This is a genomic window from Streptococcus mitis (assembly GCF_003942765.1).
GTDB classification, from domain to species: domain Bacteria; phylum Bacillota; class Bacilli; order Lactobacillales; family Streptococcaceae; genus Streptococcus; species Streptococcus mitis_BE.
Genome location: NZ_RJNW01000008.1, coordinates 36038 through 62623 on the forward strand (window position 1 = coordinate 36038; position 26586 = coordinate 62623).

Sequence of the window (26586 nt, forward strand, 5' to 3'; positions counted from 1 at the left end):
CTCCTTTATCTAAGAGAAAGGAACCAGCCTGCGCTAATTCCTTTCGTTATTTTTATTTTATCAAAATGTTGCTTATTCGCAAATTATTTTCTGTTTTAATTTGATTGTTATAGCCCATAGCTCACCAGCTAAATTTCTATTTGAAAAATTATTCAAAACTTGTGTGGTTAGGGGAAAAAATAATTTGTCAATTCCTATATCAAAAGTATATTTTCTAGAAATTTATCCTATTTTGTATTCGATTATCGAACAAAACGATGATTCTTTACACAAAAGACAACCGATTGTCCATCGTATACCTTACCATCTTGCCCTTTTCCTTTAATAACAACGCGATAACTGCCTTCTAGAGTTGCACTTAAGAAGTGACGAGTTCGAAAAGCACCTAGACTTGGATTATAGGTCACAGTAAAATTGGTTTGTGTAGAAAACTTACCTGTATTTGCATCAACTAAGGCGAAATCATAGGCTACTTTATAAGATGAAGACGGAGTGCTAGATAGAGCGATATCAATATAAGTCATAGCATCATTGACATGGTAGAGGCTTATTCCTAATGATGTTGCTTGTGAACTGCTAGCTGTATGAGTACTCTAAGAGCGGATCCACTTGCCTGAGCCATCAACTTGATAAGCATCAGGGGTACGCTCATTCACTGCCATCTTACCATTTGATTTAAGGTAGTAATTGCCTACCCAAGCGTTTTGAACATAATTTCCTGATACATCTAGATAAAAGTAGGAATTATAGTTTTTATCAAATATCTACTTATTCATGATTTTCATCCCATCTTGATAATAGGATGAACCTAACCAACCACTTTGTTTAGCAAGAGTATTATTATTTGCATTATCAGTTTCTTTTTTATTTTCTACACTTGGCTTACTAGTTGATTTCTGCTCCTTCGAAACAACTTCCAGCTTAGTCAACCAAATATAATACGTTAACCCCTATTCATTATGTTATCGAACGTCTACAGTCACTTTATATGTTACTCTGTTCGATTCAACATTCATCGTATAGATTCCATAATCTGACACATTAAATACTATATCTTTACCGTTTATAGTAAAATAAAAATCTTTATACATTTTATACTCTGTTATATAATTTGAATCAATGCTATCGATAGACTGATATCCCGTGTATAGAGGTCTTTCTATTCTCTCTCTTTTCTCTACTAATACAACATTTGTTGCTACTAATGATTTACTTAAATCTTTTTCAAAAAATCCATTTTTTATAAGATTTGATATTTAGCGTTTCTGCACTTAGTAAATCTGCTTGTACAACTCCATTGACATATCCTGCTGTAAACACGCTCAATACTAAGGCGCTAGCTAATAATATTTTTTTCTCTCATTCACTTTATCTAAAAGATAGGTCCTAAATCAGAGCGTTTAGGACCTATTACTCAAATTATGTTAGCGAATCCACTTACCTGATCCATCAACACGATAACCATCTGGTGTACGTTCATTGACGGCCATCTTACCGTTACCTTTAAGATAATAATCTCCTACCCATTTACTATAGGCATAACTTCCGTCAGCGGTAATATAATAATAAGAACCATAGTTTTTATCGTAAATCCACTCACTCTTAGCCATCTTACCATTGCCTTTAAGATAATATCTGCCTGACCAAGTGTTACGTGCGTAACTTCCCTCCGATGTCAAGTAATAGAATGATCCATAATTTTTATCAAAAATCCACTCATTTTTAGCCATGTAACCGCCTGCTTTGAGATAGTAGTTTCCAACCCATGCATTTTGGACATAATTTCCTGAGGCATCTAGATAGAAATAAGAATTATAGTTCTTATCAAAAATCCATTTATTTTTTACTTTCGCACCATCTTGGTAATAGGATGAACCTACCCACCCAGATTGTGTTGGCGTTGGTGTCGCTCCTGATGTGAAATCAGGTTGAGCCTGCCCCCCTACAACTTTAAAGGCAACTGAGCGACCGAAAGCTGTTTTACCAAAATCATCCTTTGTATACATCTCAATATGATATGTACCATTTTTTAGTGAAGATGTTGAAATATCTTCTCTAAATCTAGTTTCATTTGTTTTATAACTTGTATAGTCAGTATAAACAAGTGACCCTGTATCCTCATTAACAATATCATAATGCAAATTGTTATTGATATAGCCAGAATCTTTTTGAATATCTAACAACATTCTTTGACTATAACTTGGATTGCCTTCAACATTAATAAAGCTCAATTTCAAAGGATATTCGGAATTACTTGTTTTAGGATCATTTAAAACGGGCAGTGTATACTTGATATTTTTTTGAATAGTAGAAGTTGGAAAAGATTGAAATTGACCTCCTGCTACTTTAAAAGATACTGAGCGACCGAAAGCTTTTTTACCAAAATCATCCTTTGTATACATTTCAATATGATATGTACCATTTTTTAGTGAAGATGTTGAAATATCTTCTCTAAATCTAGTTTCATTTGTTTTATAACTTGTATAGTCAGTATAAACAAGTGACCCTGTATCCTCATTAACAATATCATAATGCAAATTGTTATTGATATAGCCAGAATCTTTTTGAATATCTAACAACATTCTTTGACGATAATTTGGATTATCTTGAACATTAATAAAGCTCAGTTTCAAAGGAAACTCTGCACTATTTGCTTTATCATCAGTCAGAACAGGACTTCTATCTTCAGTTCTTTGAGCAGCAGAAGCCGGAAATGATTGAAATTGGCCCCCTGCTATTTTAAACGATACTGAGCGACCGAAAGCTTTTTTACCAAAATTATCCTTTGTATACATATCAATATGATATGTTCCATCTTTTAGTGCTGAAGTTGAAATATCTTCTCTAAATCTAGTCTCATTTGTTTTATAGCTTGTATAGTCAGTATATACAAGTGCACCCGTATCCTCATTAACAATATCATAATGCAAATTGTTATTGATATAGCCCGGTTCTTTTTGAATATCTAACAACATTTTTTGGTAATAATTTGGGTTGTCTTGAACATTGACAAATGTAAGTGTCAGCGGAAATTCCGTGTCATTAACGCTAACATCCGTCAAAGCATGAACCTCTGTGGGTTGAGCTACAAGCACTCCTGCTCCTAACAAGGAAGTTGCTAGCAGCGAACTTACCAATAAAGATCTTGTTTTCATAAAAAATCTCCTTTAGATGTTTATTGTTTACGATTACATTATAACACAAACATGATATTTTATCAAAAGTGAACGTTAATTAAAATCCAAATAAGAAACATTCATGATTCTAGCATTTCCAACTCATACAAACCATTAACTGCATTACAGCTATAAGTAATAAGTCTGCAATTTTCCATACTTTCTTCTGTTTTTAATGCTTCTATATATCAAAAAGAAAGGACAAAATTTGTCCTTTCTCAATCTTATCTTGTCGTAAACTTACTATAGTTGACAAAACTCCAAAATTTAGGACCTATTAGTCAAATTATATTAGCGAATCCATTTACCTGATGCATCTACACGATAACCATCTGGTGTGCGTTCATTGACAGCCATCTTACCGTTTGATTTAAGGTAGTAATTGCCTACCCAAGTGTTACGAGCGTAACTGCCTTCTGCTGTCAAGTAGTAGTATGATTTGTAGTTACTATCGTAGATCCACTCACCTTTAGCCATCTTACCATTTGACTTCAAATAGTAGTTGCCTGACCAAGCATTTTGAACATAGTTTCCATTCACGTTAATAAAGTAGTAGCTATTGTAATGAACATCAAAAACCCATTTATTAACGACTCTTTGACCATTTTGGTAGTATGAGTTACCGGACCAACCATATTGAACTGTAGGTGTTGGTGTTGGCTTCTCATCTGGTTTTGGTGTTGACCTGGTTTCAGTTTTCACAAACCTCCCATTTTTAATAGTAAAAACATTCGAATTTCCTAAATCAGAAGACTTTAAACTCACAGCATTTGGAACACCTAATCGAATATAATATCGTCCATCCGGTATTTTCTTAGAAACATTTTCAGTTCTTCTACGAGGAACAACCCATTTATCTTCAAATCCTTTACCTTGTTCTATAGATCCATACTCAGGACCTTTATACGCCCATACTACTTCTTCTGTATCAGTATTATTTACTACAGGAATTAAAGAAGTTTCTCCTCCACGAAGAAATCCTTTAAAGTTTTCTTTGGGTTTTACTTTTAGAACTGAATGATCGTCATCAACTACCTCAGCCTTGATATCAATAGCTTTCTCTTCAGCTGTTAAATAACGTGTCTCTACTCGTTCTTGAGCTGAAACAAATTGACTTGAGAGAGGTAAAACTCCTGCTGTATCTACAAGAGAGACCAAACCTAATGTTGCAGGCGCTAGACTAGTCACTAAAACTGTTTTTGACTTCGTATTCAAAAACCTCCTTTATATTTTTATTGTTTACGGTTACAGTATAGCATGGACTTTACTAGATTCACGAAAAACGAACCTATATTTACCTTTATTATATAATTGCTCTATCCTCGTCAAAAAAAGGGAACTATATTTACTTTTTTCTAAAAAACACCTTAAAATTGGTAGAATTATGATAGAATGGAAAAAAGGACTCTAGGAGATTTAGAGTGCAAGATGAAAGTGTGTATGGATTAGTCTATAAAGCTATTCGTGAGGAAAGAGTGTTTACACAGAAGGAAGCTGCTGGAACTACAGTGACTCCACATTTTTTACGTCAGTTTGAGCAAAGGAAATCTCGAATAACCATTCAAAAATTTGAAGAGATTCTTTCTAATATTGGAATTGATAAAGAAACCTTTGATAGTCTCAAAACACAGATGTTTCCAACGGAATTTCATAAATTACAGGCTCTACCACTTATTAGATACTCTAAAAAACAGACTGAATACCATTCAATCCGTACTGCTGACTACTATATTGCCTGCTTAAGAACTGCTATCAAGCATTACTCTGTCAATGGCTACTATGATAAGGCTGAGAATTTAGCGATGAAGACTCTGGAAGTCATTAACGCCTTCCCTCTATTGAGTACCAAGATGATAGAAATAATTAATATTTCCATGGAACGGGCTAATAATTTTCTCAGACAGGATGATATCAGAGGTCTAGAGCTTGCAAAACACATTTTTGCTAGTCTCAATAACTTTGAAAAAATCTATCCAAATCAACTTCTGACTCAAATGAGAGAGGATTTCTTTGTTACTGTCACACAACTCAATCACACAGGACAACCTTTAGACATCTAGTCTAGAAATCAAAAAAGCTTGAGGAATCTTGTATTTCCTCAGGCTTTTCTTATCCTTTAAAGGTCACAATAGTTGCACCACTGCCTCCAGCATTTTGTGGGGCATAGCCGAAACTCTTGACATGTTTGTTTCTTTGTAGGTATTTGGTGACACCTTCACGGATGACACCTGTACCGATACCGTGAATGATATCAACTTGGGCCATATTGTTAAGCAAGGCTTGGTCGATAAAGGCATCTAGCTCATTCATGGCCTCTTCATAACGTTTGCCTCGAAGGTCCAGTCTGGCTTGTGGGCCACGACCAGAAGTTCGTTTCACGACATTGACTTGTTTCTTCTTGACTTGCTTTTCTTGCTGGGCTTGAACGAGGTCAAATTCTTTCTCTTCTAAAGTCATCTTAATCAAGCCAACTTGGGCTTCCCAGCGGCCATCTTTGAGTTGACTGGTCAAGGTACCACGCTGGCCATAACTGAGCACCACGATATCATCTCCCACCTTTGGAGCTCGTTTTTTCTTAGCCTTTTGAAGAACCTTGTTTTTAGACAAATCTACTTTTTCAGGAGCCAATTTTTTCAACTTGGCCTTGGCTTCAATTATTTCGTGGGGCTTGAGTTGGGATTTACTGTGGAGATTTTTAAGAATCTGGTCACTCTCACTTAGGGCCATGTCCACAATCTCAGCAGCCTGTTCACGCGCCTTGTTAAGCTCTGTTTCCTTTTCACGATTAAGCTCGTTGTAAAGTTTTTTGAGAGCACGGTTCATCTTGAGATTTTCTTGCTCCACCTCACGGATATTGTCCAAGCGTTTACGACTTTCCAGCGTCTGCTCTTCCAGTTGCTCAATAATCCGATTGACATCATTGTCCTGATCAACCTGCTGACTGGCATCCCCTACGATAACTTCAGATAGGCCTAGACGTTTAGCAATTTCAAAAGCATTGCTTCGACCAGGAACACCCTGCATAAAGCGATAGGTCGGGCGTAGAGTTGCAGTATCAAACTCCATGCTGGCATTTTGCACAAAGGCTGTCTCAATACCGTAGGCCTTGAGTTCTGGATAGTGGGTCGTCGCCATAGTCTTGACCTGACGCAGGCGAAGATCCTCCAGAATAGCCATGGCAAGGGCTGCTCCCTCTTGGGGATCTGTACCAGCCCCCAACTCATCCAAGAGTAAGAGTGAATGTTGGTTGACCTTGCCAAGAATATCCACAATATTGGTCATGTGGCTAGAGAAGGTAGACAAGCTCTGTTCAATAGACTGTTCATCGCCAATATCAGCAAAGATTTCTTCAAAAACACCAACACGACTTCCCTTATCTGCTAAAATAGGTAAGCCTGACTGGGCCATGACCTGTGTCAAACCGAGAGTTTTGAGCATGATGGTCTTCCCACCTGTATTGGGACCTGTAATGACAATGGCTGTTAAATCTTGGCCAAAATGGACATCATTTGCGACGGCATTTTTGACCAGAGGATGACAGACATGGAGCAGTTGAATCTCTTGGTTTTCTGATAGCTGAGGAACAACTGCTTGTCTTTCTTGGATAAAGCGGACCTTGGCACGAATCAAGTCCAGATGGCCGATAATCCAAGCATCATTGGCAATTTCAGCCGCATGAGGACGGACACGTTCAGAAATTTCTTGGAGAATGCGAAGCATTTCATAGCGCTCATCTGCTCGTAAACTGGCAATTTCTTCGCTCAGTTTGACCACCTCACGGGGTTCGATATAGACGGTATTTCCACTAGCAGAAATATCATGAACGACACCTGCAATTTTATTGCGGTAGGTGTTTTTGACTGGTAAAACCTGACGGCCATTTCTACTGGCAACAATCCCTTCTGTCAACATCTGTGCTTTTTGCTTAAGCAGGTCCTGTAAAACATCGCGCACCTGACTCTCGCTATCATGGATTTTTCGACGGATGCGCGCTAATTCTTCACTGGCAAAATTTTCAATGAAACCTGCATCATTAAAGGCCTGGAGATTTCCTTGTATTTGCGGAAAATCATGCAATTTCTCAAACCAGAGAGCTAATTCTTCCAAGCTAACATTTTCCAGATTGGAGTAAAAACTTTGCAATTCTCGGCTAGCAAGAAGCACGCGCTTCAAGAGTAGGAACTCCTCGATATTGAGATCCGCCCCCATCTCCAACCGCTTGCAGACTACTGCAATTTCCTTAGTTGCAAGAATGGTAAAATGCGGTTGCTCGACAAAGAGAGCCTGCATTTCCTTCATCTCAGCAAAAACCTGTTTGATTTTATCCGCTTTAGCAGTCGGAGCCAGCTGTCTCAACTGCTCCAACCCCTGCTCGGTCAACAAATGGGGTTCAAACAAGGCCTTGACCTTATTGAACTCTAATGTTTCTAATATTTTCTTATTCATCTTTATTTCCTTGTCTTTGAATGTCTAGGTGTGGTATACTCAATGAAAATCAAAAAGCAAACTAGGAAGCTAGCCGCAGGTTGCTCAAAACAGTGTTTTGAGGTTGTAGATAGAACTGACGAAGTCAGTAACCATACCTACGGCAAGGCGACGCTGACGTGGTTTGAAGAGATTTTCGAAGAGTATTAGCTTTTTACATTCTGATAGATTCTAGTCAATCTGTAAACAAAGGGCTAGGAAAATTCCTGCCCTTTTTATCCGATTAAATTTGTCACCCAGATTTGTTTGAGCCAACTAGTTGTTACTGGTATGCTCTGGATGATATGTTTTGCGACGATACTCTTTTCAAGAGGATTTTGTATAGCTGCCATGGGAATGGTCGCTAAGATTGTCAAAGCCATTTGCAAGACAAATAAGGTCACCAACATGGACAAGATCCCTGCTGAAACTTGGAACAACTTACCACCCAGTTTTTTACTAGGAATCAAGTGTAAGAGGAGACCAAGCAAACGACCAATGCTATAGACAATCCCAAATACAAGCAAGTAGCCGATCCCTGCGTAAAAGACCTTATCCAACTGAAAGAGTTGATCCGATGGGAAAAAGAAAGTTCCCTGACCTTCCTGTGGATTTGCATAAGGGAGCAGCAAATGAAATTGCTCTCCAAGCCCCTTATAAAACTGGCCAGCCACAAAAGCCGATGCCATGGCTGAAATCAGGTAATACACCTGTAAGAGCAGGCCTCTACGATAGCCGATATAAAATCCCCAAGCCAAGACCAATAGAAGAAGGAGTGAAATCATAAGGAATCCTCAATCTTGCTCTGTTCTTGCTTGCAAGTCACAAGCTTGTGGCGCAATTCTTCTAATTCTTGCTCCTTATCATCAAATTCAATCTCACGGCTGAGTTGAGTCGATAAACAGTTGACTGCCAACAAAAGAGCGATTGTTTCATCATCTGCACTAGGCATTTGTTCTTTAATTGCTTGGTATTTTTCTGTCGCAACCTTGGCGATTTCCTCCATAAAAAGGTTATCATGTTCGCTCGTCAAGGTTAATGATTTTTTCCCGAATGTAAATTTGAATCGATTTAGATTTGCCATAAAATTCACCTCACGATATTATACCAAAATTCGCTAATTTTGTCAGTTTTTACAAATTTGCCTGCTTTTGTGGTACAATAGAAACTATGGCAAGTATAACACTCACACCAAGCGAAAAGGAGATTCAGGCTTTTCTTGAACACTATCAAACCAGTCTGGCTCCCAGCAAGAATCCCTATATTCGCTACTTTTTACGACTACCTCAAGCAACGGTTTCTATCTATACTTCTGGAAAGGTCTTGCTTCAGGGTGAAGGGGCCGAGAAATATGCTAGTTTCTTTGGATATCAAGTTGTAGAGGAAACTAGCGGACAAAATCTCCCTTTGATTGGGACAGATGAAGTAGGGAATGGTTCCTACTTTGGTGGGCTTGCAGTTGTGGCTTCCTTTGTCACACCTGACCAGCATGCCTTCTTGCGAAAACTCGGTGTGGGGGATTCCAAAACTCTGACTGACCAAAAGATCCGTCAGATTGCCCCTATCCTCAAAGAAAAAATCCAGCACCAGGCACTGCTTCTCTCACCAAGCAAGTACAACGAGATCATCGGAGACCGCTACAATGCTGTTTCTGTTAAGGTAGCCCTCCATAATCAGGCTATCTATCTCCTCCTTCAAAAAGGCATTCAGCCTGAGAAAATTGTGATTGATGCCTTTACCAGTGCTAAAAATTATGACAAGTACTTGGCACAAGAGGCCAATCGTTTCAGCAATCCTATCAGCTTAGAAGAAAAGGCTGAGGGCAAATACTTGGCTGTCGCAGTTTCTTCTATCATTGCGCGTGATCTCTTTCTAGAAAATCTTGAAAATCTGGGACGAGAGCTGGGCTATCAACTTCCAAGTGGAGCTGGAACGGCTTCTGATAAGGTGGCTAACCAGATTTTGCAAGCCTATGGTATGCAAGGACTCAATTTCTGCGCCAAATTGCACTTTAAAAATACTGAAAAAGCGAAAAAACGCTTAGAAAGGTAAGTTATGAATTCATTTAAAAATTTCTTAAAAGAGTGGGGATTGTTCCTCCTAATTCTGTCATTACTAGCTTTAAGTCGTATCTTTTTTTGGAGCAATGTTCGCGTAGAAGGGCATTCCATGGATCCTACCCTAGCGGATGGCGAAATTCTCTTTGTTGTCAAACACCTACCTATTGACCGATTTGATATCGTGGTTGCCCATGAGGAAGATGGAAATAAGGACATCGTCAAACGTGTCATCGGAATGCCTGGCGACACCATCCGTTACGAAAACGATAAACTTTACATCAATGATAAAGAGACAGATGAGCCTTACCTAGCTGACTACATCAAACGCTTCAAGGATGACAAACTCCAAAGCACATACTCAGGCAAGGGCTTTGAAGGAAATAAAGGAACTTTCTTTAGAAGTATTGCTGAAAAAGCCCAAGCCTTTACAGTTGATGTCAACTATAATACCAACTTTAGCTTTACTGTCCCAGAAGGAGAATACCTTCTACTCGGAGATGACCGCTTGGTTTCGAGCGACAGTCGCCACGTAGGTACCTTCAAAGCAAAAGATATCACAGGAGAAGCTAAATTCCGCTTCTGGCCAATCACTCGTATCGGAACATTTTAAGAGACCTAAGAGGCCGAGAATCAGCAATCTCAGCCTCTTCTTCTATCGTGAGAAGATGATTATTCACTACCCAGTATAACTAGGATAGAAACAACCCCAACTCTCACCTATTCATGTAAAGGAATTTTATGGAAGTTTATTTTTCTGGAACCATTGAACGGATTATTTTTGAAAATCCCAGCAATTTTTATCGCATCCTCCTCCTAGAAATTGACGATACGGACGCAGAGGATTTTGATGATTTTGAAATCATTGTCACTGGTACCATGGCTGACGTGATTGAGGGAGAAGACTATACTTTTTGGGGGCAAATTGTCCAACACTCCAAGTATGGGGAACAACTGCAAATCAGCCGATATGAACGCGCAAAACCAACTAGCAAGGGCTTGGTCAAGTACTTTTCAAGTAGCCATTTCAAGGGAATTGGTCTCAAGACAGCTCAGAAAATCGTGGATACCTATGGCGACAATACCATTGACGAAATTCTGCAACACCCAGAAAAGCTAGAAGGCATTGCAGGACTCTCTGCCAAAAATCGCGAGGCTTTCGTCTCCACCCTCCGTCTCAACTACGGAACCGAGATGGTCTTGGCCAAACTAGCCAACTACGGCATTCCCAATAAACTAGCCTTTCAGATTCAAGACTTTTACAAAGAAGAAACCCTTGATGTGGTTGAAAATTATCCCTACCAGTTAGTTGAGGATATCAAGGGTTTGGGCTTTACTATTGCTGACCAATTAGCGGAAGAACTAGGCATCGAAAGTCAGGCTCCTGAACGCTTCCGTGCCGGTCTAGTTCACAGTCTTTTTCAGGCCTGTATGGAAACAGGGGACACCTATGTTGAAGCACGGGATTTACTAGAACAAACCCTTACTCTCCTTGAATCTTCCCGCCCCGTGGAACTGGACCCCAGCCAAGTAGCCCAAGAACTCTCCTACCTGATTGAAGAAGACAAGGTTCAGCAGGTTGATACCAAGATTTTTGACAACAGCCTCTTTTTCGCTGAGGAAGGCATCCGCAGTCACTTAGTTCGTATCCTTGAAAAAGGAAAACAGAAGAGTCATGATTTAGAAACCATTCAAAAACATATCGCTACTGTCGAAGAAGAGCTGGATATTGAGTATGATCACATTCAAAAACAAGCTATTTGTGATGCTATCCAGAATAAGGTCTTTATCCTGACAGGTGGACCTGGTACTGGTAAGACAACTGTTATCAATGGTATCATCGCTGTTTATGCCCTTTTAGAAGGACTTGACCTCAGGAAAAAAAGCAATCTGCCGCTTCTTCTTGCCGCTCCAACTGGACGAGCAGCTCGCCGCATGAATGAATTGACTGGTTTGCCTAGCGCGACCATACACCGTCATTTAGGAATGACAGGTGACGATGATACCAGTCATCTGGAGGATTATCTAGATGCTGACTTTATCATCGTGGATGAATTTTCTATGGTGGATACTTGGCTGGCCAATCAACTCTTCTCCAACATCTCTTCTAACAGTAAAATCCTCATCGTGGGCGACAGCGACCAGTTGCCTTCTGTCAGTCCTGGACAAGTTCTAGCAGATCTGCTTCATATTCCCCTGATTCCTCAGACTCGCTTGGAAAAAATTTATCGGCAAAGCGAAGAATCAACCATCGTCACCCTAGCAAGTCAGATTCGACAGGGCATCTTGCCAGCTGATTTCACCCAGAAAAAAGCTGACCGTTCCTACTTTGAAATCGCTAGTGGTCATATTCCTGCTACCATTGAAAAGATCTTAGGCGCTGCCCTCAGAAGTGGCATCCCTGCCCGTGATATCCAAGTTCTGGCTCCCATGTACCGAGGGACAGCAGGGATTGATGCCATCAACCAACTTATGCAAGACCTCCTTAATCCACCACAGAAAGATCAACTCAGTTTTGAAGCTCCCCAGTGCCACTATCGTAAGGGAGACAAAGTCATTCATTTGGTCAACGATGCTGAAATCAATGTCTTTAATGGGGATTTAGGAGCTATCACAGACCTGATTCCTGGTAAATACACCGAGTCGAAACAAGACGAGATTGTCATTGATTTTGATGGCAACGAAGTCTCTTACCCACGTAACGAATGGTACAAGATTCGCCTAGCCTATGCCATGAGTATCCATAAGTCTCAGGGAAGTGAGTTTCCTGTTGTCATCCTACCTATCACCAGTGCTAGTAGGCGTATGCTGGAGCGCAATCTCATCTATACAGCCATTACACGCGCCAAAAGCAAGCTTATCTTACTAGGCGAATTACAGGCCTTCGACTATGCTACCCAACACATCGGAACAGCCCGAAAAACCTATCTGATTGAACGCTTCAGTGATTTATTGGAAACTGTTGAAGAAAAGCAACAAACTATCTCTGAAACAGCCACATCAAGTACCTCTGAACAACCCTACATCCTAACAGAAGAAAACTGGGACAGCATCCCAGCCATGATTGGGATTACAGACGCAGACCTCAAAGAGATTTTTGGAAAATAGTGCATAAGAAAACCCACCAATTCAGGTGGGATTTTTGTTTATTAATACTCAATGAAAATCAAAGAGCAAACTAGGAAGATAGCCGCAAGCTGTACTTGAGTACGGTAAGGCGACGCTGACGTGGTTTGAAGAGATTTTCGAAGAGTCTAAGATTATTTAACTGTTGCTGTGCTTGTGATCAATTCAACAGCTTTTTTGATTGTGATATCGTGTTTCAACATATCAGCTGAAAGCAAGCTTTGTACTTGTGCAACTTCCATGTTGTAGTCTGCAGCCAATTGCTCGATTTCTTTTTGGATTTCTTCTTCTGAAGCATCAAATCCTTCAGCTTTGGCAACTGCTTCGATAACAAGGTTAGTCTTAGTACGTGACTCAGCTTCTCCCTCGTATTGTTTGTGAAGATCTTCTTGAGTAGTTCCAGTGATTTGGAAGTACATGTCAGGGTTGATACCTTGACGTTGCAAGTTTCCAAGGAATTCGTTTACTGAACGGTGAACTTCTTCGTGGATCATTTCTTCTGGAAGTTCTACGATTTCAGCGTTTTCTACAGCTTTATCAATTGCTGCACCTTCAACTGCATCTTTGTAAGCTTCTTCTTTAGCAGCAGCCAATTCCTTGCGGTATTTTTCTTTCAATTCAGCAAGTGTTTCAACTTCTTCGTCGATGTCTTTTGCAAGCTCATCGTCAAGAGCTGGAACTTCTTTAGCTTTTACTTCGTGGATAGTTGTCACGAATTTAGCTTCTTTACCTGCAAGATCTTCTGCTTGGTAGTCTTCTGGGAATGTTACAACGACATCAACAGTTTCGCCAGCTGAGTGACCTACCAATTGGTCTTCGAAACCAGGGATGAATTGACCTGAACCAAGTCCAAGTGAGAAGTTTTCACCTTTTCCGCCATCAAATTCAACACCGTCGATAGAACCAACGAAGTCGATGACAACAGTGTCACCGTTTTCAGCAGCAGCTTCTTTGATAACCAATTCAGCCAAGTTGTTGCGTTCGCGTTCGATACGCTCTTCAACGTCAGCATCAGTTACTTCTTTTTCTACATCTACTGATACTTCAAGGTTTTTGTAGTCACCCAATTTTACTTCAGGTTTTGTAACGACTTCAGCAGTGATAACCCAGTCTTGACCTTTTTCCATTGAAGTTACGTCAATTTTTGGTTGAGCAACGACTTCAAGACCAGCTTCTTTTACAGCTGCTTCATAAGCATTTGGCAAAAGAGCGTTCATAACGTCTTGGTAAAGTGACTCTTCACCAAATTTTTTGTCGAAGATAGGGCGTGGAAGGTGACCTTTACGGAAACCTGGAACATTAAGAGATTTCTTCACTGAGTTGAAGACACGGTCCAATTCTGGTTTGATTTGGTCTTGAGAGATAGTGAAAGTCAAGACACCACGGTTTGTTTCTTTGTTTTCAAATGATACAGACATTCTGTCATTTCTCCTTAAAATTTTTTAAATACAGTCTATTATAACATAAATGGGCGACTTTTTTCAAGTAATGAATGCGCTTTTCAATGACGCTAGAGGTACTTGCTTGCTTCTTTGATACTAAGGTCAGCTATTTCTCCAATATTATTTTTGCATATCTGTTAAAAGTCCTCATGCCCCACCAAGTGGTGCTGAAAGGCATAGACTGCAGCCTGGGTACGATCGCTAACCTCAAGTTTGGCAAGAATGTTAGACACGTGCGTCTTGACCGTCTTGAGAGAGATAAACAGTTCGTCTGCGATACGCTGATTTTCGTAGCCCTTGGCGATGAGTTGGAGAACATCTCGCTCACGCGCAGTCAAGTCCTCATGTAGTTCTATGTGATTTCGGTGGTATTCGACCTTCTTGCTGACCTCTTGCTCAATGGCCAACTCTCCAGCAGCCACCTTACGGACGGCATGGAGTAGTTCGTCCGCACTAGAAGTCTTGAGCATATAGCCACGAGCACCTGCATCTAAGACGGGCATGATTTTTTCATTGTCCAAATAAGAGCTCACAATCAAAATCTTGGCTTCAGGCCATTCTTTGAGGATAGCCAAGGTCGCGTCAATCCCATTCATCTCAGGCATGACAATATCCATGACAATGACATCTGGACGTAATTCCAAGGCTAAGTCAATGCCTTGAGATCCGTTTGTAGCCTCACCCACAACTTCTACATCATCTTGGAGGTCAAAGTAGCTTTTCAAGCCCAAGCGGACCATTTCATGGTCATCTACTAGTAAAATTTTCATCTTTACTCCTTTATCATTCCTTATCGAGCAGGGGAATACGGATATCAACTGCCAGCCCTTGTTTGGGAGCTGTTAATAACTGAACCGTCCCTGCCATATCTTCAACCCGCTCCTTGATATTGCGGAGTCCATAACTCAGGTCATCTAAACTCCCTAACTGGAAACCAATCCCATTGTCCACCACCTTCAGCTGCAATTCAACATCTGTCTGATAGAGATAGACATCTAGGCAAGAGGCCTGGGCATGGCGGAGGGTATTGCTGATCAACTCTTGCAGGATACGGAAGATATGCTCCTCAATTTTCTTAGGTAATTTCGTTACATTATGCTTGAAACTAACCTTGAGATCACTCTTGTCCTCAAGCTCTTTTAAGAGGATTTGAATTCCCTCAACCAGACTCTTTTGCTCCAGTTCAACTGGTCGCAAATGCAATAGCAAGACCCGCAAATCCTTCTGGGCTGTTTCTAAAATGGCTGTGACACCCTGCAACTGGGTCTGCATCTTTTCTCTATCCAATTTCAAAGACTGCTGGCTGACACCTGACAAAATCATGTGGGCCGCAAACAACTCCTGACTGACTGTATCGTGCAAATCCCGAGCAATCCGCTTCCGTTCTTTCTCGATGATTTCCTCTTCCTGAGCAAGACTCTGATTTTCTGCTTTTTGAAGAGCTTCTGTCAAAAGGTTAAGTTTACCTGACAAGGACTTGAAACTGGCATCCAAATCTGGATCTGCAAGCTGAACCACTTCTTGCCCTGCCAACAAACGCTTGAGATTAGTCTGCATTTTTCTTAGAGAAAGCTCTTCAACACCTCTCCAAAACAGGGCTAAGAGAAAGGTCATGGACATGCTGAATACCAACAACAAAAAGACAAATTTTTCTGTTTTTTCGACATCATGCAAGAAAATAGACCAGTCAAAGTCAAGGATTTCCAGCAAGCTGTGGGAGAAAAACAAGACAAATAATAAGGAGGTGAGAGCAATGATTACATAGGCTTGTTTTTTCATCCTCTGACCACCTCCACATCTCCAATCATAGTAGTCAAGAAAATCTTGACACTCTTATTACTCTTGAGATAGTCTCTTGTTTCTTGATGATAGTGTTCATTGCGGAGGGCTCGCTTGGGCTGATTGAAAAAAGTCAAATCACCATAGAGACAGTTAACGCTAAGACTGACTTCCACATCTACAGGTACAATGATTTTAGTTGTTCCTACCATCTTTCTGAGGATAATGACATTGTCATGATTGGTTAAGATGACCCTCTCCAGATGAATGGTATCCTTACCCATAAGGCGAAAGAGATTGATATCATCAAACTGGCAAGTCTGGTAGCTTGAAAAATGATGGAGATTGCCAAACCAACGATTTTTCTCCTTCTTAACCGTCACAACCTCTTCAAAAACCAAATTGGTCTGCTCTTTTTCCTGGTTCATCATCGGATAAAGAAGAAAGAGGCTGTATATGACCGCAACAAAAATAGCTAGAATCACAAAAGGATTGAGCATGACGATGAAAAAGAAGAGAATAGTTGACACTACTAAAAGAAGATTATTGCCCTCCTTACCAGTGTAATAGCGAATCAAAAGCAAAAAGAGGAATAGAATCAGCAGAAAACGCGAAAAATGCTCTGAAACCATCAAAATCAGAGCTCCTGTCAACAGACAGGCTTCGATAAATAAAAAGATTTTAAATTTTCTCATAGGTTCATCCTCTCCCTTCTATTTTATCACACTTCAAAAAAGTCACCTCGGTCTGAAGATGGAAAAAAGGCGGTGGTTACGCCTTTTTCATCTGATCCTTTGCTTCTTTTAATTTTCCATAAAGAAGATAGTCTACTTTTTGCAAATCTGCTATGGTGACACAATTAAGGGCACACATAATCAAGCGTAGATCTGCTTTCCATCCTTGAACAATGTCGATCACTTCTTCAACTGTGTAGGTTTCAACCAATTCCAGAACGGTTCGTGACAATCCCACAGCCTTGGCTCCAAAGACCAAGCACTTAATCATATCCAGCGGATTCCGAACGCCACCACTGACCAAGAGTTCAACCTTGTCTTTCCAGTCTTGGGCATTGAGAAGGGCCTGCATAGTAGATTGCCCCCATTGATTAAGGTAATCACGCTGGCCACTGCGACGATTTTCGATATAAGCAAAGCTGGTGCCACCACGACCTGACAGGTCAAAGGTTCGAACGCCCAATTCATAGGCTCTCTCGATGGTCTTCACATCCATTCCAAAGCCCACTTCCTTGAGGACAATCGGAACAGAGATTTGCTTGCTATAGTCTGCTAGATGCGATTGCCAGTTTCTAAACGTTCTTTCTCCCTCGGGCATGAGCAATTCCTGCATAACATTGACATGCACCTGCAGGATAAGAGGATTCATTTCTTCTACAGTCTGAAGTCCTAACTCGACAGACTTGTCCAATCCAATATTGGTTCCAAGAAGGAGATTTGGATGACTAGACTTAACAGAAAAAGAGTCATCTGCTGGATCTTTGAGGGCTGCGCTATAAGAACCCGTTACAAATAAAATACCACAGGCTTCCGCCACTTGAGCCAGCTTTTGATTGATTTCTCTTCCCTTATCGCTTCCACCCGTCATGGCATTGATATAGAAAGGAAAGTTCCACTTTCGACCAGCAAACTCTGTCGAAAGATCGATTTCATCCAGGTCGTAAAGAGGCAAGGAAGAATGAATCAACTCCACCTCATCAAAGCTATTATAGGAACTTTTCTGCTCAAGGGCATAGCGGATGTGCTCATCCTTACGATTTGTCGTCATGTCCTATCCTTTCTTGGTATAAGAGCTCAATCCCCAGATCGGCCCAACGTTTTTTTAGGGTTTCAGTTGATTGCTCATCAAAACTCAAGGCAATACCACAATCACCACCACCAGCACCGCTACTCTTGGCAACAGCCTGCAAATCTTGACTAGCTTCTTTCAACTGTCTAAGCGAAGGCGTGTAAATATCTGTGCTCAAGCCTTCTAAAAGCTGGCTGGCTACTTCTACTTGCTCGATAATTTTTTCTGATTTCCCCTGCTCCAAGGCTTCTACCAAAGAAACCACGGTTTCTTTTGAGGAACTTAAAAAATTCTGATTGATATTTTGCTTGATTTGCTGAACCATGTTACTAGATACAGCTACTTGCTTGGTCCATCCCACTAGAAAATCACATTCTAGGGCTGGTTTCACTTGTGAGATAGAAAAGCCCCACTCACGCTCTAAAACTGTCGCCAAGTTTTCTTCTTCCAACCAAGCAGCCACCTTCTGGCGATCAAATGACTGGTAAAGAACCAATTCCTCTGTCACAATACAGGCAATGTCCCCCATAGAACCATTGTCTCCGTGCTTGAGCAAGACAACACTAGCCAGCTTGAATAAGAGACCCTGATCAACCGAAAGATTATATAGAGCTAGCAAAGCTTTGACAACCAAGACAACGACGCTGCCACTAGAACCTAAACCAAACTTTTTCCCTTCTCGTTCCATTTTTCCTCGGATTTCTAGAGAAAAAGGTTTTAAAGTTTGACCTCGATAAATCAGGAAATCTTCCACTAAAGCAATCGTTTCTTGAATCAAGCTGTAGTCAGGATTCGGCGTCAAATCCACTGCGAAATCAAACATATCTGAGTAGATACGGTAACTATCAGAAAAAGCAATCTCACCCTTCATATAGATAGGAATGGCCTTTATCAAGGCTAACTGCCCTGGCTCTAAAATAGCATATTCGCCTGCCCAATAGAGTTTTCCGCAAGTTTTAACAGCAATCATCTTGGCTCAAATCCTTTGTTTTTGACACAATCAAGCGATAACGTTGACCGAAGATTTCTGATAAATGCTCCAAGTCTTTCTCCTGACAGAGAACCTTGACATTGGGACCAGCATCCATGGTAAAGTAGCCAGCTTCTCCTTGCTCACGAAGCTGGCGGACAAAGTCCATGGCTTCATAGCTTGCATCCGTCAGATAAGAAAAGGCTGGTGATGCTGTTTTGGTCGTAGCGTGCATAGCCAGAGCATTTTCCTCCGTTAACTCCCCAACCTTGGCAAAGTCATTTTCCTTGAGATAAACCAGCATATCCTGATAGTCTTTCTCAGACTGACGGACCCAGTCATCAAAGGTCGTCGATGTCTCCACACAAAGTTTCATCCCATCACGACTAGAGATCGGTTTTTTCTTGTCCTCTAGTACCAACATAATCATAGCTAGTTTCAAGTCTGTCTCTACAGGGTAAATTTCTCCGCTATCCTTATCCCAAGCACCTAGTGGTCCATAAAAACTCCGAGAGGAAGAGCCTGAGGCAAACTTAGCCTCCTGTGCCAACTGGCTCCGAGTCAATCCAAGCTTGAAATAAGCATTACAAGCCTTGACCAAGGCAGACAAACCACTAGAACTTGATGACAAGCCCGCTGCCGTAGGCATATTATTTTGAGTATCAATTCGAACAAAGCCCTCACCAGCTGGACGGTAACGGTCAATAATCTTGCTCATCTTGACATGCTCCGCCTCACTCTGTAGCTGACCATTGATGTAAAAGACATCAGCAGTCGCATCCGTCGGTAGAGGCGACAGGGCCGTCTCTGTGTACATGTTTTCCAAAGTCAGAGAGATGCTGCTAGTAGCAGGCACCATCTCTTTTTCTTTTTTCTTTCCCCAATATTTGATAATAGCAATATTTGCGTAAGAACGTACTGTTACAGGCTCTCTATCCATGTCTGAACAGCTCCTTTCTCTTCTAATCTTTCTGCTAGTTCTTGAGCTTGAGTCAAATTGGTTGCCAAGGCTATGATACAGCCTCCTAGCCCACCACCGCTCATCTTGGCACCCAGAGCACCATGGCTAAGAGCCGTTTCAACTAGAGAATCCGCCTCAGGGCTACTAACACCAATTTCTTTTAGATGTAAATGCGCTTGACTAAGGATTTGTCCCAGTCCTTCAGCATCTTTTCGTGAAATCGCTTCTTCTGCTTGCTGGGTCAATTCTCCCAAGGCATGCAAAAACGGCAGGGCATCCTTGCCCTTGTTTTGAACCACTTGAATGGCTTCACGAGTATGACCATAAACACCAGTATCGGCAATCACCAAATAGGCGGATAAATCCATCTCAAGTTCTGTAAATCCTACGTTCTTAATAAAGCGAATAGGCTGGTCACTGAGACAGGTCTTAGCATCTAAACCACTTGGATTCATATGGGCAATCATCTCCGCCCGATTGACCAAGATTTCTAATACATCATGAGGCAGTTCTGCCTGATAATAGTCAAATACCGCACGAATGGCCGCTATGCTGATAGCTGCTGACGAACCCATCCCCCGTTTCTCAGGGATAGCCGAGTCAATCTCACAACGAATGCAGGCTTCTTTGATATCCAAATACTCCAGTGAGGCATAAACCGCCATGGACAAGGTATCCTCCTCATAGAGACGCCAAGGATTCGCTGCAGGAACTACCTTACAAGTCACCTCCACCTCCAAAAGGGGCAAGGAAATAGCAGGATAACCGTAAACGACCGCATGCTCCCCTATTAAAATAATCTTACTATGTGCCTGACCGACACCAACTTTTTTTGTCATTTTTTCCTTTTGCTAGACGAAAAAGCCGTCTCATACTCAATGAAAATCAAAAAGCAAACTAGGAAGCTAGCCGCAGGCTGTACTTGAGTACGGTAAGGCGACGCTGACGTGGTTTGAATTTGATTTTCGAAGAGTATTATTTTTTCCTACAAGTATTTATTCTCTCCTATCTATTTTATTATATTTTCACAAAAAAAGCGATTGTTTCCTTCACAATCGCCTCTTTCATTATTGAACCCATTCGCCATTATAATTGACAGAATAGCCATCTACGGTCGTATTCACTGCCAAAGCACCTGAGTTGTAAGCATAGTACCATTTGCCATTGACCTGGAACCAGCCTATCTTCATATCTCCATTACTTGCATTTAGGTAGTACCAAGTTGAACCATCTTGATACCAACCAGTTGCCATAGCTCCTGATGAACGGAGATAGTACCACTTGTTACCAAGGTATTGCCAGCCCGTTTTCATATCACCATTTTCAGCATCTAAATAGTACCAAGTTGAGCCTTCTTGATACCAGCCAGTCGCCATAGCTCCTGATGAACGGAGATAGTACCACTTATTGCCAAGTTGTTTCCAACCAGTTTGCATGATACCAGTTTCTGGGTCTAGGTAATACCACGGAGCAGGTTTGCTTCTATCAATGCCAAAAGTAACATGGAAATCTTGAGTCCAACCCTTAGCAACTTCACCAATTGGTAGTGGATTGTAAGAATCATCGCCAGAAATTCCTAGCTTATTTAAATAATACCAATTGCCGTCTTCATAAGTCCAGCCTGTCTTTACAGCATAATTATTATCAAAATAATAAGTTCTCTTTTCAGCAGATGGAGCATATTGTTCACCGTATACTTTTCCTGTATTTTCAGACGTTTTTGCCTCTAGTACTTGTTTATCTGTTTGTTCTAGCAAAGCACCATCTTGTCCAAAATAGTACCACTTCTCCTGAAGGCCAATTTCTACGACTGGACGATTATTAAATAAATTATCACGATAACCTGTTCCATGAATTTCTACGTATTGCCAACCGACAACCATCTCTCCTCTATCACCAAAATAGTAAGTTTTACCGTCTATTTTATGCCAATAGATTGCTTTATGATCATCTTTTACATAATATTTTCTATTATCCTTATCAACAAATTGGCCACCTGTGGTATCCGCAAATACAGTATTTGTAGCTAGCAAACCAAAGAAAAATGCTGTTAGTCCAACTTGCATAGTTTTTTTTAAAAGTTTCATTTATATGTCCTCCAATATTAAATCCACTCACCAGATGAAGCAAAGTTATAAACTTTACCATCGATAGTTTGGCTACCTGTAACCATTGCTCCAGAGGAATTGAGATAATACCAGTTTCCTCCTACTTTTGTCCAACCTGTCTTCATATCTCCATTACTTGCATTTAGATAGTACCAAGTTGAACCATCTTTCACCCAACCAGTTGCCATAGCTCCTGATGAACGGAGATAGTACCACTTGTTACCGAGATATTGCCATCCAGTTTTCATATCACCATTTGACTGCTCTAAATAATACCAAGTTGAGCCTTCCTGATACCAACCAGTTGCCATGGCACCTGATGAACGAAGGTAGTACCACTTGTTGCCAAGGTAATTCCAACCTGTTTGCATTGCAGCAGTTGTTGGATCTAGATAGTACCAAGTTGAGTTATCATTGGTCCAACCACGCACTAGCTCCCCAACCGTCAAACTGTCGATACGAGCATCAAAGCCACTATCCTTCTGTAAATAATACCAATGTCCTTCGTCATAAACCCAACCAGTTTTTAAGGTGTGATAACTACGTTGATCTTCAAAATAATAGACTCGTTTCTCTGCTGGACTATCATATTGTTCCCCATGATGTTTGTTGGTATTTGTAGCAGTTTTTGCCTCTAAAACTTGCTTACCAACAAATTCTTGTAGGACACCATCTTGGTTAAAGTAGTACCATCTTGGCATTGGCATAAATTCCAACCTCATACCATTAGGGTAAGGACCAATAGTACTTCCTTTAGATGGAAACGGGATATATTGCCAGCCTACAACCATCTCTCCTGATACATGATGAAAATAATAGTACTTGCCATCAATCACTCGCCAGGCCTTTTCTTTGATCTCACCCTTCTTGTAGTAGGTTCTACCATTTTCTTGGACAAATTTCCAACCTTCTGAATCAGCATCATCCGCCAATACTGCACTTGTTGCTAGCAAACCGAAGAAAAAGACTGCTAATGCAATTTGCATCAATTTTTTTATTGTTTTCATTAGACGTATCCTCCATAACTGATTATAGCAAAGCCCCAACCGTATGTCAATATATAGAGAACCCCCTCAAAAAAAGCAGTTACATAACTGCAACTGCTTTCTATTCTTGCATGGTGTAACCGACACCACGCACGGTTTTAATGTAGCTTTTTTGACCTTTTACATCAAGCTTGCTACGTAGATAACGGATATAGACATCCACGATATTGGTTTCGGTCGCACTTTCATACTTCCAGACACTTTCCAACAACTGTTCACGAGTCAGAACTTTCTTGCTTCCCATAAGAGTAGCCAAGAGGTCATACTCACGACGAGTCAGAGCAATCATCTCCTCGCCACGATAAACGGTATGATGTTCTACATCCATACGCAGATTGCGATAAGACGTTGGAACCTTCATCTGACTACAATGTTGGTCGATAAAGTCCCGACCTCGGAAAATCGCTGAAATACGAGCCACCAAATTATCAATAATAACTGGCTTATAGATGTACGAAACGGCAAAGCGTTGGATTGTCTCAATCTGATCTTGCAATTCTTCACGATGGTCCAAGATCATGATGACTGAGGCTGGCTTAGTCCGACTCAGCTTGTCTGCAAAATCCTGGGCTGTCATATCCCCCAGACGAGCATTCAATAAAATCAAGTCATAGTCTGTCTGAAGAGCCATGGAGAGGGCTTTTTGCCCCTCCTCAACCTGATCAACTCGGTATTGCTCTTTTTGGAGTTCCAAACTTAAAAAATGAGCTAGATTTCTTTCTTTCTCAAGTAATAAAATCCGTTTCCCCATGGCAGACCTACTTATTTTTCGTCATACCAAGAGTAGTGGAATGTTCCTTCTTTGTCTTTACGTTGGTAAGTGTGAGCACCAAAGTAGTCACGTTGTGCTTGGATCAAGTTAGCTGGAAGGTCAGCTGAACGGTAGCTATCAAAGTAAGTAATAGCTGCTGAGAAAGTTGGCACTGGCACACCAGCTTGAACAGCAAGAGCTACGATATCACGCACTGCTTGTTGATACTTAGCAGTAACATCCAGGAAGTACTCATCCAAAAGAAGGTTAGCAAGGTCTGCATCACGGTTGTAAGCATCTGTAATCTTTTGCAAGAAACGAGAACGGATGATACAGCCATCACGCCAGATAGATGCGATATCTGCAAATGGCAAATTCCAGTTGTTTTCTTTAGAAGCTACACGCAATTGCGCAAAACCTTGTGCGTATGAAATGATTTTTGAGAAGTAAAGGGCTTGACGGATTTTTTCAATCAACTCAGCCTTGTCTCCTTCAAATTTGAAGGCAGCTGGTTTTGGAAGAACCTTGCTAGCATGTACACGTTCTTCTTTGTAAGTTGAAATGTAACGTGCAAATACTGACTCAGTGATGAGTGACAATGGTACACCAAGGTCAAGTGATGATTGGCTAGTCCATTTACCAGTACCCTTGTTACCTGCGGCATCAAGGATGTAGTCTACGATTGGTCCATCTTGGCCTTCATCGTCTTTACGACTCAAGATATCAGCTGTGATTTCGATCAAGTAGCTGTCCAATTCACCCTTGTTCCACTCAGTAAAGATTTCAGCCATATCTTCTGCAGAAAGGCCTAGCAAGTGTTGCATCAAGTCATAGCTTTCTGCAATCAATTGCATGTCACCATACTCGATACCGTTGTGGACCATTTTCACATAGTGACCAGCTCCATCAGGACCGATGTAAGTCACACATGGTTTGCCATCTTCTGGTGCTTTAGCTGAGATTTCTTCAAGAACATCTGCAACCAATTCGTAGGCCTCTTTTTGTCCACCAGGCATGATAGAAGGACCTTCAAGGGCACCTTTTTCACCACCAGAAACCCCCGTACCGATAAAGTTGATACCTGAGTTTGCCAATTCTTCATTACGACGGATTGTATCTTTGTAGAAAGTGTTTCCTCCGTCGATCAAGATATCACCCTTGTCAAGGTGTGGAAGAAGGGCTTGAATTGTAGCATCTGTACCAGGTCCAGCTTGAACCATGAGCATGATACGACGAGGTTTTTCAATTGAGTTTACAAAACTTTCAACGTCATAGCTTGGTACAAAGTTCTTTTCAGGATGGCAAGCAATTACATCTTCAGTTTTTTCTTTACTACGGTTGTAAATAGCAACTGTGTAACCACGAGATTCAATATTAAGGGCAAGGTTACGACCCATTACGGCCATACCTACGACACCAAAGTTAGCTTTTGTCATTTGACACTCCTCTTGTTTAATTTGTTTTATTTTATCATTTTTACTTTTGAAAAGAAAGAATTTTGTAACGACTGCTTAGTAGTCCAAAGCATCCGCATGTCCAGAACCATTTCCAACAAAGTATCCTGTCTTACAGTTAAGGGTAAAGAGATAGGTTCCATCTGGCTTGTAGAGGTTGTAATAACCATTGCCATTAACGATATTGACACGTTCAAGGATATATTGGTTACCAGTGATATAACCACGTGAGCGTGAAGTCGCTAGGATTTTTTCCAAGACACCATCCGCGAAATCCCAGGCAGAATTATTGCTATCATCAACAGCTGATTGATTGAACGGCACACGACTCGAAGCTCTCTGGAGGTCAACTCCAGAACTTGATAAACCGCCATGGCTATCATCACGTGCAGAAACTGAACTATTTGTTGAGGCGCTTGAAGATGGACTTGTGTTGTCTGTAGCCCTCTCTGTTGATGAACTTGAACTTTCTTGACTTGAGCTTGAACTTGAAGGAGCTGTTTGTTGACTCTTACCTAGACTGATAGCCTTATCTAGCACTTTATCAATCTCCGTATTTCCAGTTTTAATATCTGTAAATTTAGCATCTGATTTAGCTTTAGCGTTAGTGTCCAAAACTCCATCTACAATAGCTGGCTTATCAAATTGAGCATTGACATCTTGAATGGCCTTGATTTGAGTTGCTAGACTATCATACTTAGATTTTGCAAGCGTATATTCACGACTACCTTCTAGCTTATCAAGCAAGGTTTTAAGTTGACTCAGTTTATCAAACTGGCTATTCTTCAAAGCCGTTTTGTTGCTATCTGTATAGAAGGCATCATATAAATTATTGAATTCTTCCACATCTGACTGCGTGTTTGTAGTTGATTGAGAAGTTTGGATTTCCTTGGTCGAACGAGCCACTTGACGATAAACATAATAACCAGTTCCAAGGATAAGAACCACTAAGGCTGCTAGAATACCGTAAAGCACCCATTTCTTCTTACTTTTTCCATCTTCACTATCTGTGACTCGATAAAGTGTTGGAATATCTTCAGTCTCAGAGGCTTCAACAAGAGGAGTTTCTGAAACTCGTGTTAATTCTAAATCATCAAACTGACTCAATTCATCTTCTGAAGCTGGAGAAGTTACTCCTGTTTCCTCCCGAAGCTCTTGAAGTAAATTATCCAGAGTCTGAGTCTCCTCTATCTCTTCTATCCCTTCTTTTTCAACTAAATCATCCTTGCTAAACTGACGCGTTTCAAACTTATCTGCCTCAATTTCATCTTTATGTTGTTTCACATACTTGTCCAAGATAGAATCTCCAGGCAATACACCTGCTTCCACCTCTTCATTTTTTAGCATGGCTTCTCCAACCGTTAGCTCTTTGGCATCATCAAAATCAAATTGCGCTTCTTGATGTTCTGTTATATGACGATCATGTCTTTTCTTACTCATGAGTTTTCC

Annotated in this window: 23 protein-coding genes and 1 pseudogene; 4 read left to right on the forward strand and 20 right to left on the reverse strand. The window is 40.8% G+C overall.

What is annotated here, in order from left to right; genetic code table 11:
• Positions 1–242: 242 nt before the first annotated feature.
• From D8849_RS10835 to D8849_RS09870, 4 genes and pseudogenes are all read right to left on the reverse strand, one after another.
• Positions 243–524 (reverse strand): hypothetical protein, encoded by a 282-nt coding sequence (locus tag D8849_RS10835; protein WP_125386964.1) that lies wholly within the window; start codon positions 522–524, stop codon positions 243–245.
• Between the two features lie 69 nt (positions 525–593).
• Positions 594–764 carry a hypothetical protein gene (locus D8849_RS10840; RefSeq protein WP_419991697.1) on the reverse strand — a complete coding sequence of 57 codons (171 nt, stop codon included), beginning with the start codon at positions 762–764 and terminating at the stop codon, positions 594–596.
• Between the two features lie 660 nt (positions 765–1424).
• A pseudogene (locus D8849_RS10790) lies at positions 1425–1910 on the reverse strand (N-acetylmuramoyl-L-alanine amidase family protein); the annotation flags it as partial.
• Between the two features lie 1557 nt (positions 1911–3467).
• Positions 3468–4391: an endo-beta-N-acetylglucosaminidase gene (locus D8849_RS09870; RefSeq protein WP_125386965.1), complete on the reverse strand. Its 924-nt coding sequence runs from the start codon at positions 4389–4391 to the stop codon at positions 3468–3470.
• Positions 4392–4597: 206 nt separating this feature from the next.
• Between D8849_RS09870 and D8849_RS09875 the strand changes: the two genes are divergently transcribed.
• Positions 4598–5236, forward strand: coding sequence for a helix-turn-helix domain-containing protein (locus D8849_RS09875; protein ID WP_125386966.1), 639 nt, complete (start codon positions 4598–4600; stop codon positions 5234–5236).
• A 49-nt stretch (positions 5237–5285) separates the two neighbouring features.
• On the opposite strand, the gene D8849_RS09880 is transcribed toward D8849_RS09875, so the two are convergent.
• The 3 genes from D8849_RS09880 to zapA form a co-directional block, all read right to left on the reverse strand.
• Complete coding sequence (locus D8849_RS09880) at positions 5286–7622, reverse strand: endonuclease MutS2 (protein ID WP_125386967.1); 2337 nt, start codon at positions 7620–7622, stop codon at positions 5286–5288.
• A gap of 254 nt (positions 7623–7876) precedes the next feature.
• Positions 7877–8425, reverse strand: a complete 549-nt coding sequence (locus tag D8849_RS09885; RefSeq protein ID WP_000624513.1) for a CvpA family protein — start codon at positions 8423–8425, stop codon at positions 7877–7879.
• Complete coding sequence (gene zapA / locus D8849_RS09890; protein ID WP_000002019.1) at positions 8422–8724, reverse strand: cell division protein ZapA; 303 nt, start codon at positions 8722–8724, stop codon at positions 8422–8424. Before zapA ends, D8849_RS09885 begins: the two co-directional genes overlap by 4 nt.
• Positions 8725–8810: 86 nt before the next feature.
• Here zapA and rnhC point away from each other — a divergent pair, with 86 nt between their 5' ends.
• The 3 genes from rnhC to recD2 all read left to right on the forward strand — a co-directional run bounded on the left by rnhC (position 8811) and on the right by recD2 (position 12805).
• Complete coding sequence (rnhC, locus tag D8849_RS09895; RefSeq protein WP_061864753.1) at positions 8811–9692, forward strand: ribonuclease HIII; 882 nt, start codon at positions 8811–8813, stop codon at positions 9690–9692.
• Between the two features lie 3 nt (positions 9693–9695).
• Positions 9696–10310: a signal peptidase I gene (lepB, locus tag D8849_RS09900; RefSeq protein WP_004245100.1), complete on the forward strand. Its 615-nt coding sequence runs from the start codon at positions 9696–9698 to the stop codon at positions 10308–10310.
• A gap of 128 nt (positions 10311–10438) precedes the next feature.
• Positions 10439–12805 carry an SF1B family DNA helicase RecD2 gene (recD2, locus tag D8849_RS09905; protein WP_125386968.1) on the forward strand — a complete coding sequence of 789 codons (2367 nt, stop codon included), beginning with the start codon at positions 10439–10441 and terminating at the stop codon, positions 12803–12805.
• A gap of 152 nt (positions 12806–12957) precedes the next feature.
• Here the strand turns inward: recD2 and tig are convergent, their stop codons facing one another.
• The 13 genes from tig to mapZ form a co-directional block, all read right to left on the reverse strand.
• Positions 12958–14241, reverse strand: coding sequence for a trigger factor (gene tig, locus D8849_RS09910; RefSeq protein WP_004263255.1), 1284 nt, complete (start codon positions 14239–14241; stop codon positions 12958–12960).
• Between the two features lie 161 nt (positions 14242–14402).
• Positions 14403–15035, reverse strand: a complete 633-nt coding sequence (locus D8849_RS09915) for a response regulator transcription factor (RefSeq protein ID WP_061589565.1) — start codon at positions 15033–15035, stop codon at positions 14403–14405.
• 13 nt (positions 15036–15048) lie between these two features.
• Positions 15049–16044, reverse strand: a complete 996-nt coding sequence (locus tag D8849_RS09920; protein ID WP_125386969.1) for an envelope stress sensor histidine kinase LiaS — start codon at positions 16042–16044, stop codon at positions 15049–15051.
• Positions 16041–16739, reverse strand: a complete 699-nt coding sequence (liaF, locus tag D8849_RS09925) for a cell wall-active antibiotics response protein LiaF (RefSeq protein ID WP_125386970.1) — start codon at positions 16737–16739, stop codon at positions 16041–16043. The genes D8849_RS09920 and liaF overlap by 4 nt, the downstream gene beginning before the upstream one ends.
• Before the next feature lie 76 nt (positions 16740–16815).
• Complete coding sequence (gene fni, locus D8849_RS09930; protein ID WP_125386971.1) at positions 16816–17826, reverse strand: type 2 isopentenyl-diphosphate Delta-isomerase; 1011 nt, start codon at positions 17824–17826, stop codon at positions 16816–16818.
• On the reverse strand, positions 17810–18817 hold the full coding sequence (locus D8849_RS09935) for a phosphomevalonate kinase (protein WP_125386972.1): 1008 nt from the start codon (positions 18815–18817) through the stop codon (positions 17810–17812). Before D8849_RS09935 ends, fni begins: the two co-directional genes overlap by 17 nt.
• Positions 18804–19757, reverse strand: coding sequence for a diphosphomevalonate decarboxylase (gene mvaD / locus D8849_RS09940; protein WP_125386973.1), 954 nt, complete (start codon positions 19755–19757; stop codon positions 18804–18806). The genes D8849_RS09935 and mvaD overlap by 14 nt, the downstream gene beginning before the upstream one ends.
• Positions 19739–20617, reverse strand: coding sequence for a mevalonate kinase (gene mvk / locus D8849_RS09945; RefSeq protein WP_125386974.1), 879 nt, complete (start codon positions 20615–20617; stop codon positions 19739–19741). The genes mvaD and mvk overlap by 19 nt, the downstream gene beginning before the upstream one ends.
• Positions 20618–20845: 228 nt before the next feature.
• The gene (gene cbpC / locus D8849_RS09955) at positions 20846–21865 is read right to left on the reverse strand and encodes a choline-binding protein CbpC (RefSeq protein WP_125386975.1); all 1020 of its coding nucleotides are present in this window, start codon (positions 21863–21865) and stop codon (positions 20846–20848) included.
• Between the two features lie 17 nt (positions 21866–21882).
• Entirely contained in the window at positions 21883–22893 is a 1011-nt protein-coding gene (locus D8849_RS09960; RefSeq protein ID WP_125386976.1) for an N-acetylmuramoyl-L-alanine amidase family protein, read from the reverse strand.
• Positions 22894–22993: 100 nt separating this feature from the next.
• Positions 22994–23683, reverse strand: a complete 690-nt coding sequence (locus D8849_RS09965) for a response regulator transcription factor (protein WP_054364290.1) — start codon at positions 23681–23683, stop codon at positions 22994–22996.
• Positions 23684–23694: 11 nt separating this feature from the next.
• Positions 23695–25119, reverse strand: a complete 1425-nt coding sequence (gene gndA, locus D8849_RS09970) for an NADP-dependent phosphogluconate dehydrogenase (RefSeq protein ID WP_000158778.1) — start codon at positions 25117–25119, stop codon at positions 23695–23697.
• Between the two features lie 75 nt (positions 25120–25194).
• Complete coding sequence (mapZ, locus tag D8849_RS09975; protein ID WP_125386977.1) at positions 25195–26577, reverse strand: cell division site-positioning protein MapZ; 1383 nt, start codon at positions 26575–26577, stop codon at positions 25195–25197.
• Positions 26578–26586 lie beyond the last annotated feature (9 nt).